Source organism: Tardiphaga sp. OK245 (genome assembly GCF_900108575.1).
Lineage (GTDB): Bacteria > Pseudomonadota > Alphaproteobacteria > Rhizobiales > Xanthobacteraceae > Tardiphaga > Tardiphaga robiniae.
Genome location: NZ_FNWZ01000001.1, coordinates 449,216 through 464,044 on the forward strand (window position 1 = coordinate 449,216; position 14,829 = coordinate 464,044).

Here is a 14,829-nt window from a genome sequence, read left to right on the forward strand (position 1 = left end):
CACGGGCCGAATATGACCGACGACCATTTAAGATATGGTTAACAGCGGATTAAGGCTTTCGTAAAACTGTCCCAAAATGGCAAAGGCCCGAAAAGCGTAAGCTTTTCGGGCCTTTGAGCAGCGATTATGACAACGAAAAACGGCGGGGCTTTCTGCCCCGCCGCCTGGTTTTCGTATGATCAGTGCGCCGTAATTAACGGAGCAGCTGGAGAACGCCCTGCTGCGACTGGTTGGCCAGCGACAGCGCGGAGACGGCGATCGACTGGCGGGTCGACAGCGCCTGGCTGTTTGCCGCTTCCTCGTTCGTGTCGGCCAGGGTCAGGTTCGACGCACCGGTCTGCAGCACGTTGATCAGGTTCTTCGAGAAGTCCTGACGGGTCTGCACGATCGAGAGGTTCGAACCGAAGGCCGAAGCCTGGGCACGCAGCGAGCTCGACGCGACGTTCAGGGTGGAGAGCACCTTGTTGGTCGCCGAGTTGTCCAGGAAGTCCGTTCCCGAGGTCAGGCTCGACAGGCCGAGGCCGGCCGAACCGAAATCGACGCCGGTGATGTTCAGCGTGGACTTGCCGGTTTCGTTGAACGTCAGCTTCAGCGTGTCCCCGCCGAGCAGGTTGACGCCGTTGAACGACGCGTCCTGCGCGGTGGTGTTGATCTGAGTCAGGATGCCGTTGAACTGGTTGACGAGGTTGGCGCGGGTGGCCTGAGCCGTCGCGTCTTCCACCGGATCCTTCGGCGTCGTGAAGGTCAGCGAGTCCTTGAGCGTGCCGCCAAGGGTGCCGCCGGACGTCGCCGAACCAAGCGTCGACGACGCGAAGTCGTTCGAAGCCGAGATCTTCAGCAAGCCGCTAGCGTCGACCGTAGCGGTCATGTTGTTCGCCGACAGCTTGTCATTGAGCTGGTTCAGCGACTTAACAGTGCCGTTGGTGCCGTCACCGAAGGTGACGTCAACCGCCGTACCACCGTTGAAGGAGGTGAAGCTCAAGGTCTTGCCTGATACACCACCGGTGCCGGCAGCGCGCGAGGCGTTGAACGACATGTCGGTTCCGGTCGAGCCCTTCAGGCCAAGCGCCGCCAGAGCATTGCCCGTGCCGGTGATCGACAGGTCAGCCGTAGTGCCGGTCGAGATCTTCAGCGCACCGCTGGAGATCGACGAAGCCGTGCCCGTGGTGGTGACGGTCGCAACGTTGGTCGCAATCGTCGCCGAGCTGACGCCGGTGGCGAGGTCGATTGCTGCAGTGATATCTGCAACGGTACCGCCCTGCAGGAACACCGTCGAGTTACCCTTGCCGTCGGTGATCAGGTTCGAGCTAGATGGCTTACCATAACCGGTCGGAATGGCATTCACATCAGCAGCGTTCGCGTTCTTGAACGTGATGGTCTTGCCGTTGACGCTCAGCGTCGATCCGTCCTGGATCAGCGCGCCGGTGGAACCGGTTGCCGTCGCGCGGGCTGCGCCAACGGTGGTCTGGGCGGTGCCCGTCGATGCCGTCAGGTTCAGCGTCTTGAGCATATCGGCGGAGCCGGTGATCGACAGATCAGCGCCCGTCGAGCTCGTCAGCGAGACGACACCAGCCGTAATGGTGCTGGCCGTACCGGCGAGCGTGCCGACGCCGTTTGCCACGGCCGAGACATATCGGGTGCCGCTAGCGACGTCGATGGCGGCCAGCAAATCGCCAACCTTTGCGGTAGATTCCGCCGCGCCAGCGCCAAGATAGATGGTCGAATTGCCCGACGCATCGGAGACGACGTTTTCGCCTGCAGTGCCCGACGCAGCAAGGGTCGAAGAACCGGCCGCAAGGCTAGTAGCGGCCGGAACAGCACCGGTCTTGAAGGTGATGGTCTTGCCGTTGACGCTGAGCGTCGCGCCATCTTTGAACTGCGAGGTGGCTGCCGTGCTCAGACCGTTGCCGGCTGCGGCGCCTGCTGAGAACAGGAGCGTCGTCGCATCGATGTTCGGGGTGCCCGTGCCGTTGCCGGTAACAGCAGCGGAGGCCACCAGAGTGCCGGCCGTGCCGCCGAGGGTCGAGGTCGAAACCGCTGCGGTGGCACCGCCTGCGGCGCCGGAGAACACGACGCTGCCGGTTGCGCTGGCGCTGGCATAGGTCGTGGTGCCGAGCAGGTTGTCAGCAGTCGCGCCGGTGATCGTGGTGGAGACGTTCGACTTGGTGGAGTAGCCGCCCGTGGTCTGCAGCGCCTGGTTGGCGATCGACTTCGCGGAGTCGACGAGCTTCTGCAGCGAGGTGATGCCGGTGTTGGCAGCCTGAATGATCTGGACGCCGTTGCCGATGCCATCAAGCAGGTTGTTGATGTCGCTGGCGCGGTTGTTCAGGCCCTGGGCCGTGAAGAAGTTGGTGGGATTGTCGAGCGCCGAGTTGACCTTGTTGCCGGTCGAGAGGCGGTTCTGGGTGGTGGAGAGGAGGTCCGCGGTCGACTGCAGTGAGAGCAGGTTCTGACGGACGGAGGACGAGAGTGTAATGCCGGACATGTTTGGTTACCTTCCTGGTAGACACAACGAGCGACCTTCTTGGTCGACATGGGGAAGATGACGCTGAGGTTCTAAAATTGCGTAAAGGGAATTGTGCGGATTTAGCGCTCCCTATGCGTGCATCTAACAACCCGCACCCGCCCCGAAAACGACAAAGCCCGACTCGTAAAAGTCGGGCTTTGTCGTTTGTTATCAGTGCTTTTGTGTAGTTGGGCGGTTGGTTTCGCGGACTTTGGCGCGGTAGCCAAAACCCGGCGAAGTTGTAAACACGAAGCAACTCGTTAAAGAAACTTAACCAGGCTCATCTGATAAAGATTTGACGTTGTCTGATACGAAGCCTGCAAAGCGGTCTGCAGCGCCAGAATTTTGGTCGCGACCTCGTCATCATTGATGCCCTCGATGGAGTCGAGCATCGTCTGGGCCATCGCCTTGGTCTGCACCTGACGATCCGTAGTCGACTTGATCGATGCCTGCGCGCCGGCGAAGTCGGCCTGGATGTCCTGAATCGTCTGCTGGCCGGGGATATCCGCCAGGTTCTGCGCCACGCGCTGGTTCAGCGCCGCGATCTGCGCGCTGGCGTTCTTGGCATAGGTCGCATTGCCGAGTTGTGCCGGATCGACCGCCACGGCCGCGAACACGGCGACTGTCTGCAATTGCGAGCGCAGGGCCTGCTCGTCGGCGCGCGCGCCATATTGCACTGTGATCGATGTATCGACCTGGGAAACTGCCGATCCGCGGGCCGAGCCGTTGGCGGCCGTGTTCAGCTCGCCCTGATACCAGATCACCGTATTGTCGGCCGTTCCAGCGACCAGCGTGGTCGCGGAGCCGAGCGGCGTCGACCCGACGCGCAGCGGCGGCTGGTCGAAGAAATTGTCGCCAGCCTCGATCGCAGAGGCCGCCACCATCGGCCCGTTTGCGAGATCCTTCATGGCTGTGCCGAGCGCGGTATTGAGGTTCGCTGCGGTTGCCGTCGATGACGGCGCCACCGGCGGAACGGCGTTCGGCTGACCGGGATCGATCAGGAACGAATTGGCTGGCAGGGGTGTCTTATCCGATGCGGTCAGGACGATGTCTTCCTTCGTGCCATCCGGCATCGTGAAGGTGAACTTGACCTGATCGCCGACATTCGGGTTGGTCGCCCCAAGATCGATCGACATCGATTTTGCCACCGGCGTTGCCGGCGGCGTCGGCGGAACGGTCGCGGGCAGATCGACGGGCTGGGTGACCGTCGCACCGGCAATCGTGGTGGACACACCGGTGACCTTCATGCCGAACGGCTGCGCCACAGCCGGCGGCGCCGGTGTCGCGTCCTCTTCGGAAATCACCACCGAGGTCACCGGGGTTCCGACTGCGCTGCCAACGCGCCCGTTTGCGTTGACACCGAGATCGGCCGTCTTGCGCTCGGCGATCACCTGCTTGAGGCCGGCGACGAGCGCACCATTGCCGTTCATGATCTGGTCGGCGGGCGCGACCGGCGCCGTATCGGTGGCGCGGCCGGAAAACAGGTAGCGGTCACCCGACCGCGCATTCAGCATATCGACGGAATCGAAGAAGCCGAGCGAAGCCGTCTTCTGCCCCGGCGTCTGACCGGTATTGTCGAAATTGCTGCCGGCACTGACGGCGGCGCCTTTGACATCCGATCCGATCGCCACCAGCCGCTGCAGCGACAGATTTGCGACGCCGATGCGCGTGTTCAGATTGACGGCAGTATCGGCATAGGCCGCAACATTGCTGATCTGCGCGCGCAGCGCGATCGCGAGACTGCGACCGCTGCCCTGCCCTGCATAGGTGTTGGAAATCTTGCCGCTCGACAGCTGCTGCGTCAGCGCGTCGAGCTGATCGCGCAGATTGGTAATTCCGGATCCGATATAGGAAGTGCGTGAGCCGACACCGCTGATTGTCATGATTGCCTCAGAATGCCTGCATCAGGGTTTTGTACAGTTCGTTGACCGTCGACATCACGCGCGCATTGGCCGAATAGGCGTTCTGCAGAGACAGCAGATGCGCCATCTCGTCATCCATATTCACGCCGGACGCGTCTGCCATCTTCTTGTCGAGTGTATTGAGAACGACGTTCTGGCCATCCGCGAGTTGCTTGGCGGAATCCGCCGCAGCGCCCTGTTGCCCGACGAACTGGCGCATATAGCTCGACAGCGTCCCCTTGAACGGTGCCGTATCACTGCCCGTTCCCGTCGCCGGCGAATAAGTGAAACTGGCATTGTTCAACTGGTTGAGCAGGAGGGCCGACCGCGTCGTGTCGCCTGCTGCCGTCGATCCGCTATAAACCACCAGCTTGGAGGGGTCGGCGACGATCGCGTTGTTGATCGTCAGCCGGCCGGCGAGACCGGCCATCTGCGAACCGTTCTTGCTGATGCCACCGCTATAGGCAGCGCCGTTGTCAGTGAACAACGCCAGCTCCGGGCTGCCATTGCTTAGATCGGTGGGACCTTGCGTGACCGTCACCGACGCCGCATTGACGTTGGCGAATGCGGGATTGTTGACAACGGTGAGCGCGCCAGCGGTGCCGGAGAACGTAGCCTGGCCGCCAAGCGCCGCATTCAACTGATTCAGAACCGAGCCGAAGCCCGAAGAAAAATCGAGGCCGATGACGGTATCATTCGGATTGGTCGTTGCCGTGTTCGACAGCGGCAGCACGCTGGGATCATCGACCCGCATGAACGAGATTTCGCGCTGCGTGTTGGTCGCCGTATCCGTATACGTGAAGTGAATGACATTGCCCGGCTTCATTTGCGATACGTCGAGCGTGAAGCCGGTCGGCGTTCCCGGCGGCAGCGTCGTCGGCGGCACCGTCGGTGCCGGGAACACGCTTCCCGCCGTCGTCTTGTCCGAGAGCGCGCTCGAGATCGATGCTGCGAACTGATCAAGCTGGTTCTGCGCCTCGACAAGCGTCTTGTCGCGAAGTTCGGTATATGCGGCGATCGTGCCCGACTTGATAGCGCCGGCAGCAGTCAGGTCGATCGATCCGCCGTTCGGAAATTCGATCACCACCGAGCCGAGATTGCTCTTGCTGGGATCCGCGCTCCACGTCGTGCCGGCCGATACTGTGCCTTGGGCATTAAACGCCAGTGTCGCCGCTTCGTTGCCCACCAGCTGCACACCGGAACCGGTGAAGATGGTGACCTGATTGGCGCCATTGGTGGTGACGCGGATATCCATCAGCTGCGATAGCTGCGTGACGTATTGATCGCGCTGATCGAGCAGCGCGGCAGTGTTGGAATCCGTCGATGTTCCGCCTTGCGGATTGGCCGTCAACTGATTGTTGATCTTGGCAATCTGCTTCATCAGCGTGTTGGCGGTCGTCACGGAATCCTTGATGCCGTTTTCCGCCGAGCTGCGCAGGTTCTGAATGCCCTGCGTCATCGAATTCAATTGCTGCGCAAGTGTCTGCGCGGCGTTGAGCACGCCGATCCGCGCCGACTGACTGTCCGCGCTCGTTGACAGCGCCTGCACTGCTGTCGTCAGGGCATTGAAGGAATATTCAAGCGAACCGACTGAACCAGGATCGCCGTAGAGGCTCTGCATCTGCTGCAGGAAGCTCGACCGGAGCGAGGCATAGCCCGCGCCCGACGTTTCGGTACGGAGCTGCGCCTGGATATACTGATCGAGTTCGCGATTGACGCCGACGGTGCGGACGCTGCTGCCGTTGCCGGAATTGACTGCGACCTGATCCGTCGACTTGCGAATGTAGCCAGGCGTTTCCGCATTGGCCACATTCGAGGAGACCAGCGACATCGCGGCCTGATTGGCGCGCAGGCCGGACATGGCGATGGAGAGTGCGTCGTTCAGACTCATAACTAACTGTCGCTCTCAAGGTTGACGCGGGAAGAAGGCCGCAGATGCGGCCTTCCGATTAACGCATCACGTTCAGCAGATCCTGAACCATGGTGTTGGTGGTCGTGATCACCTTGGTATTGGCCGAATAGGCCTGCTGGGTGACGATGAGCTTGGTGAATTCGTCGGCGATGTCGGTGTTCGACGACTCCAGCGACGAGCCGGAAATACTGCCACCCTTGCCGTACAGCGCTTCGCCGGATTCGTTGGTGGTCTCGAACGCGCCGCCATCGATGCGCTTGAGGAAGTTGGCGCCGTTGAAGGTGGCAATGCTGACTTCGGCAAGGTCGATGTTGCGGCCGTTGGAGTAGCTGCCGACCACACGTCCTTCATTGCTGACCGATACGCTCTGGAGCTGACCCGCAGCATAACCGTCCTGCTCGAGCTGATTGACCTGGACGTTGCCGTTGGTGTCGGCGAATTGCGTGAGACCGCCCGTGCCGAACGCCATGGTGACATTGCCAAGGCTCTTGCCGCTGACGGTCAGGCCGGTCAGCGTGATCTGGCCGACAACCGGCTGCATCTGGCCGTTCGGCCCGAACTTGAAGTCGGTGCCGACATTCTGCCAGGCAGCAGTCGCGCCCGTGGCCGCGGGATCGGTCTGGTAGAACAGGTTCCAGGTATCCGTTCCGCCTTGCGTGGCGGACTCGACCTTCGCCCACCTGAATTGCAGGCTGACCGGTGCACCGTTGCCGTCATAGACCGTCTTCGCGCCACCACTGATCGATTCATCGAGGAAGGTCTGAGCGTCACTGCCGATCACAATGCCTGTACCCGCCGTGCCGCCGCCCGAACGAAGGCCGGTGACGGTGCCGGTGAAGCCCAAGGCCTGGAATGCGGCGACCGCCGTGGTCGTCGAACCTGCGGCCAGCGTAAAGTCGTTCGCCGTACCGGAGTTCAACGTGATCACGCCGGTGGCGGACACGCTCGATAGCGGCGACGCATTGCCGGTCGCAGTGTCGATGGCGGTGAGCACGTCGCCGACATCGGCCGTGTCGATAGGGATAAAGGTCGTGCCTGGCACGGCTGCAGGAGCAACGGCGCCCGTGTAGAACGAAAGCGTCTTGGTCGTGGTGACACCGGCACTGGTGGTTTTCAGCACGAGCGTATCGCCGTTGGCAAAGCCGACCGGCAGCGTATCGCTGCCGGATACGGGCGCGAGTTTGGTATTCGCCGAGATCGGCGCCGGTGTCGTCGCGAAATTGTTGCGCGCGTTGCCGGGAACAGCCGTATTCCCGAAGGGCGTTGCCGCAGTACCCAGCACACGCGGGTTCGACACAAAGTCCGCTGATCGTAGCAATTCGGAACCAGGCACCGACGTCTGATGCTTGGTGGTCAGCGGATAGCTGGCGAGGTTGGCGCGGTAATCGATCTTGGTGGTGGCCTGCGACGGCAGGAAGTCATTCTGGAAGCGCAGCACTTCCGGCGTGCTGCCGGCCGGGTTGCCGGTCGACGGATCGATCTTGACGCCCTGCAGATAGTAGCCGGCGCCGTTGACGAGATAGCCGTTCTTGTCGAGCGAGAAGTCGCCGCGACGGGTGTATTTGTTGACGCCGTCAAAGATCGGCGTGGAGTCGGAGACGTTGCCCGGCTTCTGCACCGCAAAGAAGCCGTCGCCGTTGATGGCCATGTAAGTCGCCACCGAGGACGACTGCACCGAACCCGCGATGGTGTTGGTGCTGCGCGATTGTGCCGTCACGCTGCCGGCCACCTGTGCGGATGTGCCGGCATCGGGAATGAGGTCGAGGAAGCTGGTATCGATCCGCTTGAAGGCGGTGGTCTGCGAGTTGGCGATGTTGCCGGAAATGTTTTCCAGCGCATAGGAGTTCGCCCGCAGGCCCGCAACGGACGTGGTGAGAGCGCCGAAGATACCCATTACATCGTCTCCAACTTCGATCCGGGCGGCCCGCCGGATGGTGCCAAATTCACAGCCGCTGTCGGAGGAGATGTCGCAAGCCCCGTGCCAAGGGGATAAATTCAACGAATTCAACGCGCTAAACAAAGAACCCCGGTCCATGGACCGGGGCACAATTGCCTAGCAGGGAAATAATTGCCGGATCGGCGCCTGATTTCGCCGGGTTCTGCGTAGTTGCTCAGGTCGCCGACGGCGCGGCCGGTTTGAAGATCATCGCGAAGCCGTCCATGCAGTAGCGCAGGCCGGTCGGCTTCGGGCCGTCATCGAAGACGTGACCGAGATGGCCACCGCAGCGACGGCAATGGATCTCGGTGCGGACCATGCCGAGCGTCGAATCCTTGCGCTCGCCCACAGCATTCTGCAGCGGCTGCCAGAAACTCGGCCAGCCGGTGCCGCTCTCGAACTTGGTCTCCGACGAGAACAGCGGATTGTCGCAGCCGGCGCAGGCGAAGGTGCCCTTGCGCTTTTCCTTGTTCAGCGGGCTCGAAAACGGCCGCTCGGTGCCTTCCTTGCGCAGGATCTCGTATTGCTGCGGCGTCAGCTGCTTGCGCCATTCCTCATCGGTCTTCATAACCTCGAACTTCTCGTCCGAGGCAGCCCGCGCCGGCGAAGCCGTCAGCCATTTCAGCGACAGCAATCCTCCCAGGCCAGCAGCGGTCGTCAACAGAAAGCGGCGGTCGATCATGGTTGGTCTCCCTGACAATCGAGACAATCATCTCGTTCGCTTGAAATACGGGCGGACGAGCCGGAAGTTACACGCCGGTTCCGGAATATTACTCACGTTTTGTTGCGCGCCCAAACCGGGTGGATCGGCCTAGCCCGGCCGCGGGCCTCGCGTTCCCGCGCGCAGATTGGCCTCGGCCAGCCGGGCCTCACGGATCCGCTCCCGCGCCCGGGCCCGTTCGCGGTACCGCGCCAGCGTGCCGGCCAGCGCCGAGCCCTGCCGCTCCCATAGCCCGACCGCGTAGCCGACGGCCCGCCCGGTCGTGCCACCAGCCCAGACCAGTTCGAACGGCGCGAACAGCTTGAAGCGATCGTCATAGGCATACATGCCACGGGCGATCAGTTGCCCGGCCATCGCCGTCGTGTTCAGGCCCCGATGGCTGAAGCCGCTGGCGACCCATAATCCCTGACGGAGTTGCCCGATCTGCGGCATGCCGTGGACGGTCTGGCCGAGCGCGCCGCCGAAGGTCTCGGCGATGGCGACCCTGCCCAGCGCCGGAAACACGGTGCGGATGCGGCGCGCGATGGCGCCGGCATAGCGCTCCGGCTGCCCGGCCCATGTCGTTTCCGGGCTCGACCACATCAGCCGATCACCATCGACAATACGGAAATGGTCGACACCGTCGCTATCACTCACCGAGCCCTGAAATGTCACCGCCTCGGCGAGACGCTCACCGAGCGGTTCGGTGATGCCGGCATAGCGCCACACCGGCAACAGCGTGTCCGACAGCTTTTGGGCAGGCGCACCGAGATGGATATTGCCGGCCAGCACGATGTGTGTGGCACGCATTCGCGCTGACGGCGTTACGATACGCTTGCGGATGCCGCCGGCATCGATGCTGACCACCGGCGTGTCCTCGAAGATACGCACACCGGCCTGTTTCGCCAGCGCTGCGAGACCCAGCAGATATTTGCGGCCATCGATCTGGAACGCCTTCGGATAATGCACGCCATGAAAGTAGCGTTTGGTTTTCAGCACATCGCGGACGCGGTCGATCTGCCAGCCGTCCACTTCAGTATCGAAATCTTCGCCGAGCATCTGCAGGCGTGCGATCAGGCGATCGCCGACATCGACATTGGAGACTTCCAGCGCCCCCTCGGACAGGCCGAGACCGGGGATCAGCTCGTCTGATGCCTGGGTCCGGACATACTCTGCGCCCTGCTTCGACAGCGCCCACAACTCACGAGCGTCCTCCAGGCCAACACGCGCAATCAGATCGGCGAGCGGCAGGCCAAAGCCCGGCATCACGGTTCCCAACTGGTTGCCGGACGCGTTCCAGCCGACATAGCGCCCTTCGAGCACCGCGACGCTCGCACCCAGACGCGCCGCTTCCAGCGCAATGCTGAGCCCGGCGAGCCCGGCCCCGACCACGCAGACATCGACATCGAGGCTGAAGGTCAGCCGCGCGCGGTCGGCGTCGGCGACCTCAGGTCCAAATGTCACGCTTGCGGAAGGGGCGGTCATAACGTTTTCTTACGGACAGGTGGGGCGCTTGTCACCTTGTCCTCACGGTTCATGTCCATTAATCCGCAGACCTGACGTCTGGCGCGACCGCGCCGCCCGCCTCGCTACTACCTCTTGCCGAATCGAGATCGCGCCATGCGCCGTTTACTGCTGCTGCGTCACGCCAAGACTGAAACGGACGCGCCGAGCGGCAAGGATTTCGATCGCAGGCTGGATGACCGCGGCCGGCTGGATGCGGCTCTCATGGGCGCCTGGCTCAGCAGAAATCCGCCCCTGCCCGACCTGGTCTGCGTCTCCACGGCGGTACGCGCGCAGCAGACCTGGAGCCTCGTGGCCGCGGCGATGCCGGCGGCGAAACCGACAGTCGCCAGCCTGGATGAGCTCTATGGCGCCGGCCTCTCCGAATTGCTGGCGGTGATCCGCGGCGCAGCCGTGGAGGATCCAGAGCAGCTGATGCTGGTCGGCCACAATCCCGGCCTGCATGAAATGGCGCTCAGCCTGATTGGCAGCGGCGATGCCGCAGGCAGGAAAGCCGTCGCCGACAATCTGCCGACCGGCAGCATCGTGGTGATCGACTTTCCCATCGAGGACTGGAACGACGTTGCCTTCCGCGATGGAAAACTCGTGCAATTCGTCAGTCCGAAACTGCTGAAGGGCGCCGCGGGCGAATAAGCCGCGCCCATCGGAACCGGTTTGTGCTATCCTTCTCCGGACGACGATGGAGGTGCGCATGTACAAATCCATTCTGGTCCCGATCGATCTGGCCGAAACCGATGTGGCCAAACCCGCGATTGCCCAGGCCGCGACGCTGTCGCAAACCTTCGGTGCCACCGTCCGGCTGCTCAACATAATGCCGATGACCCCGGTGATGCTGGCCGAATATGTCCCGGCGGATTTTGATACTCAGCAACTGGAATCGTCGCAGGCCGCTCTTGCTGCGGTGGCACGCGATTGCGGCATCGACAGCAGCCGCGTCTCCAGCGTGGTGCGACAGGGCGGCATCTATCACGAGATTCTCGAAGAAGCCTCGGCGATCAAGGCCGATCTCATTGTGATGACCTCGCACCGCCCGGCGATGCGCACTTACTTTCTCGGCTCCAATGCCGGCCATGTGGTGCGCTATGCGAAATGTTCGGTACTCGTCGTGCGGCCGTGACTACGGCAACAGCTCGGCCGGCACACTGCTGAATGTGTAGTTGCGCGGTTTATTGCGGCGGATGAAACCGCTGATCTGCCAGCCGAAGAATATTGCGAAGCCAATGATAAAGACCACGCCGGCAAACTCCCCGGTGAACAGTGCACGCAGGAGCAGCGCTGTCATTGCGAGACCGACAAAGGCCAGTGCAGCAATGATCATTGTGTAGATGCCTGGTCGCAGGCCGGAGCTCAGCCTGGCCAGACTACCTGCCGCAGCGACACGTCGATGTAGCTCCAGGATAAACGCGCTGTAGCCCGACTGTGGCTCCATCAGCGCGACGGTTTGTTTCGACGTCGAGAAGATCGTGATGTGACGACCGTCGGCATGATCGATATCGGCGCGAAAGCGGCGGTGCTGCATACCCATCGGCCGATAGGACAGCCGGATCGCCGCGATATCCGCATAGGCCCAGACACCAGAGCGACGACCTGTGCGCCATAACAAACCTTCATCGGTCAATTCATAACGATGCGCGGCGCCAATCAGGGAGGCCTTGTAGGCGTAGGTGTGCCCCGGCCCTGCCGCTTCTGCGGCAGACGATGCGTCCCTGCGCCTGAAGAGGGTCTTGAGCAAACAGAAGTCCCCTGCACTGTTCGACCTCGCTTGCTTGCGCGATCGCCTGCATGTCCCTTACAAGCTTGCCATGGCCGAGACGACCACTTTTCCGCGCCGCCTGATTCTGGCCGGCGCGATGATTTCAGGATTGCTGCTGGCGCTGGCCGTACACATGCTCGGCCAGCGATTCGGCCTCGACCTCGGTGGCCTCTGGCGCAACGATCCCGACAATTTCATGCCGATCGGATCCGCCTTCGCCTGGTGGCTGATAGCGGCGATGGCCTTTGTCGGCGGCTATGTGACCGCTAACCTGCTGCACAGCGCAGCATCCGGTCGCATCCCGCAGCGCATGCGGCAGTTTCTGATCGCCATCGGCGTGCTGTTTCTGGCCGGCGCCGGTCAGGCGGCCTCGGCGCCCAACGCTATACCGACGGCATCGGGTGTTCTGGCCAGTCTTGCCGCCCTCGGCCTCGGCGGCGTCATGGCGTTCTGCGGCGCCCATTTTGCGCTGCGAAAGGCGTAGGCGAAGCAAAACGTCGCGCAGGTTTTGCCCGCGCGACGTTTCCGTGCCGTGTGATCGCTGGTACCGTGATCAGCTTGCGGCGCGCATATTGACCTTGCCTTCGGCCAATGACGTCAGCTTCTTGTCGGTGGTCTTTTCCTCGTCGAGCGTCTTCTGCAGCACGGCCGCGCAATCGTTGCGGCCAAGCTGGCGCGCCCAGGCGATCAGACTACCGTACCGTGCGATCTCATAGTGCTCGGCGGCCTGAGCCGCATTGATCAGTGCGGCGTCGAGTACCTTCTTGTCCTCGACCTCCCCGGCGGTCTCGTCGGCTTCCTTGATGATACCGTCGATTGCCGGGCAGGTAACCGCCTTTACCTCGGCGCCGTGCATGGCGAAGACCTGTTCAAGCCGCTGCACATGCACTTCGGTTTCTTGCAAATGCGTCATGAAGCCCTGTTTCAACAGCGGTTCGGTCGCCTTGTCAGCCATCTTCGGCAGCGCCTTCAGAAGCTGCTTCTCCGCGTAATAAATGTCCTGCAGCTGGTGCACAAACAGGTCATCCATCGTCTTGATGTCCTTGGTGAACAGTCCCATCGTTTCAATCCCGGTGTTCTGGAACAGGGTGGCCGCTGCGGCGCATTGTCCCGCTCGGTTGCGATAGGCCGGTAACCATCGATATTGGGACGTGTTCCGGGACCGTCTTGATTTGCCGCATGGAACATTCGACTTGCCCGCCTATATGAAATGCGGGACGAATGGCTCGGAATTGTCTGTGCGATTGTCGTGCAGGGTTAGGGCTTTGCAGCCGGCGCGGGTATGTGGCGACCTTGCGGCGCGGCATTAACGCTGGCGCTGTCAAGGACTGCACAACGGAACGTTTTTGCCGTAAGGGTTTGGGCTTGATGAGTGAACTTCGCGTATGAGTGAATTGGTCGCCGCTTGCCGCCTGTTACCCCGATCGGCTTTCCACCTGTTCGCGCTCCGCCGGGAGGACGAATGCAACGATTGCTGACCGCGCTCGGGCGCGGCTTCAAGCAACACGTCGGCTGGAAACGGCTGGGTGTTGTTGCAAGCCTGATCGTCATCGCCCTCGCCATCTCCCATCTGGTGCATACCCTGAAGGGCCTCGATACCGCCAAGATCCTGGCGGCGATGGCCGCAAAATCGACGATGCAAATCGCCATGGCGACGCTGTGCGTGATCGGCGCCTTCTGCACCCTCACCTTCTACGATTACTTCGCGCTCAGAACGATCGGCAAGAAACATGTGCCGTATCGGATCGCGGCGCTGTCGGGCTTCACCAGCTACACTATCGGCCACAATATTGGGGCCACCGTGTTCACTGGCGGCGCCATCCGCTTCCGTATCTATTCGGACTACGGATTGAATGCCATTGACGTCGCCAAGATCTGCTTCATCTCCGGACTGACCTTCTGGCTTGGCAATCTGTTCGTGCTGGGCATCGGCATGGTCTGGCATCCGCAGGCCGCCTCGGCCATCGATCTCCTGCCCAATGCCATCAATCGGCTGATCGGGTTCGGCTGTCTGGCCGGCATCATCGGCTATCTGATCTGGCTGTCGATCGGCAAGCAACGCCGCGAGCTCGGTCAGAACGGCTGGAAGGTCGTCCTGCCCTCCGCCCAGTTGACGCTGCTGCAGATCGCCATCGGCGTTGTCGATCTCGGCTTCTGCGCGCTGGCTATGTATCTGCTGATGCCAGATCAGCCCACTATCGATTTCGTCTCACTGGCTGTGGTGTTCATCCTGGCCACCCTGCTGGGCTTCGCCAGCCATGCGCCGGGCAGCCTTGGCGTGTTCGACGCCGCTTTGCTGGTGGCGCTGCCGCAGTTCCGCCAGGAGGAGCTGGTCGCCACTGTGGTCATGTTCCGGATCCTGTATTTCATGATCCCGTTCGCCATCTCGATCTGCATCATGGGCACCCGCGAAATCTGGCTCAGTGTCATCCAGCCATGGCACAGGCGCCGCCTGGATGACCGCAATGAACGTCGCGAGACCGAGCCCGCCCCGGTCGTGGTGCATGAGCAGCCATTGAAGCGTCAGTCACAGGGTTGAATCAGTCGCGGGCGCGCCACATCGCGCGTCCGGCCAATCGATTTCTTACTTCCGCCCC

General features: G+C 62.1%; 12 protein-coding genes. 4 read left to right on the forward strand and 8 right to left on the reverse strand.

The window, feature by feature from the left end; all coding sequences use genetic code 11:
• Nucleotides 1-193: 193 nt before the first annotated feature.
• The 6 genes from BLW80_RS02070 to BLW80_RS02095 form a co-directional block, all read right to left on the reverse strand.
• Complete coding sequence (locus BLW80_RS02070) at nucleotides 194-2,485, reverse strand: DUF1522 domain-containing protein (protein WP_093756624.1); 2,292 nt, start codon at nucleotides 2,483-2,485, stop codon at nucleotides 194-196.
• Between the two features lie 281 nt (nucleotides 2,486-2,766).
• Nucleotides 2,767-4,389 (reverse strand): flagellar biosynthesis protein FlgL, encoded by a 1,623-nt coding sequence (locus BLW80_RS02075; RefSeq protein WP_093756625.1) that lies wholly within the window; start codon nucleotides 4,387-4,389, stop codon nucleotides 2,767-2,769.
• 7 nt (nucleotides 4,390-4,396) lie between these two features.
• Entirely contained in the window at nucleotides 4,397-6,298 is a 1,902-nt protein-coding gene (gene flgK / locus BLW80_RS02080; protein ID WP_093756626.1) for a flagellar hook-associated protein FlgK, read from the reverse strand.
• A gap of 58 nt (nucleotides 6,299-6,356) precedes the next feature.
• Nucleotides 6,357-8,213, reverse strand: coding sequence for a flagellar hook-basal body complex protein (locus BLW80_RS02085; protein WP_093756627.1), 1,857 nt, complete (start codon nucleotides 8,211-8,213; stop codon nucleotides 6,357-6,359).
• 217 nt (nucleotides 8,214-8,430) lie between these two features.
• Entirely contained in the window at nucleotides 8,431-8,937 is a 507-nt protein-coding gene (gene msrB / locus BLW80_RS02090) for a peptide-methionine (R)-S-oxide reductase MsrB (protein ID WP_093756628.1), read from the reverse strand.
• A 129-nt stretch (nucleotides 8,938-9,066) separates the two neighbouring features.
• Complete coding sequence (locus BLW80_RS02095) at nucleotides 9,067-10,440, reverse strand: NAD(P)/FAD-dependent oxidoreductase (RefSeq protein ID WP_093756629.1); 1,374 nt, start codon at nucleotides 10,438-10,440, stop codon at nucleotides 9,067-9,069.
• Nucleotides 10,441-10,575: 135 nt separating this feature from the next.
• On the opposite strand from BLW80_RS02095, the gene BLW80_RS02100 reads away from it, so the two are divergent.
• Together BLW80_RS02100 and BLW80_RS02105 are read left to right on the forward strand one after the other, a co-directional pair.
• A complete protein-coding gene (locus BLW80_RS02100; protein WP_093756630.1) occupies nucleotides 10,576-11,112 on the forward strand; it encodes a SixA phosphatase family protein in 537 nt (178 codons plus the stop codon).
• A gap of 58 nt (nucleotides 11,113-11,170) precedes the next feature.
• Nucleotides 11,171-11,596, forward strand: a complete 426-nt coding sequence (locus tag BLW80_RS02105) for a universal stress protein (RefSeq protein WP_093757305.1) — start codon at nucleotides 11,171-11,173, stop codon at nucleotides 11,594-11,596.
• Here the strand turns inward: BLW80_RS02105 and BLW80_RS02110 are convergent, their stop codons facing one another.
• Nucleotides 11,597-12,211 carry a hypothetical protein gene (locus tag BLW80_RS02110; RefSeq protein ID WP_093756631.1) on the reverse strand — a complete coding sequence of 205 codons (615 nt, stop codon included), beginning with the start codon at nucleotides 12,209-12,211 and terminating at the stop codon, nucleotides 11,597-11,599.
• 70 nt (nucleotides 12,212-12,281) lie between these two features.
• On the opposite strand from BLW80_RS02110, the gene BLW80_RS02115 reads away from it, so the two are divergent.
• Nucleotides 12,282-12,716, forward strand: a complete 435-nt coding sequence (locus BLW80_RS02115; RefSeq protein WP_092147113.1) for a hypothetical protein — start codon at nucleotides 12,282-12,284, stop codon at nucleotides 12,714-12,716.
• Nucleotides 12,717-12,785: 69 nt separating this feature from the next.
• Here BLW80_RS02115 and BLW80_RS02120 read toward each other — a convergent pair whose 3' ends face one another.
• Nucleotides 12,786-13,292 (reverse strand): YciE/YciF ferroxidase family protein, encoded by a 507-nt coding sequence (locus BLW80_RS02120; protein WP_093756632.1) that lies wholly within the window; start codon nucleotides 13,290-13,292, stop codon nucleotides 12,786-12,788.
• A 402-nt stretch (nucleotides 13,293-13,694) separates the two neighbouring features.
• Between BLW80_RS02120 and BLW80_RS02125 the strand changes: the two genes are divergently transcribed.
• The gene (locus tag BLW80_RS02125; protein ID WP_089265201.1) at nucleotides 13,695-14,771 is read left to right on the forward strand and encodes a lysylphosphatidylglycerol synthase transmembrane domain-containing protein; all 1,077 of its coding nucleotides are present in this window, start codon (nucleotides 13,695-13,697) and stop codon (nucleotides 14,769-14,771) included.
• Nucleotides 14,772-14,829: the final 58 nt, after the last annotated feature.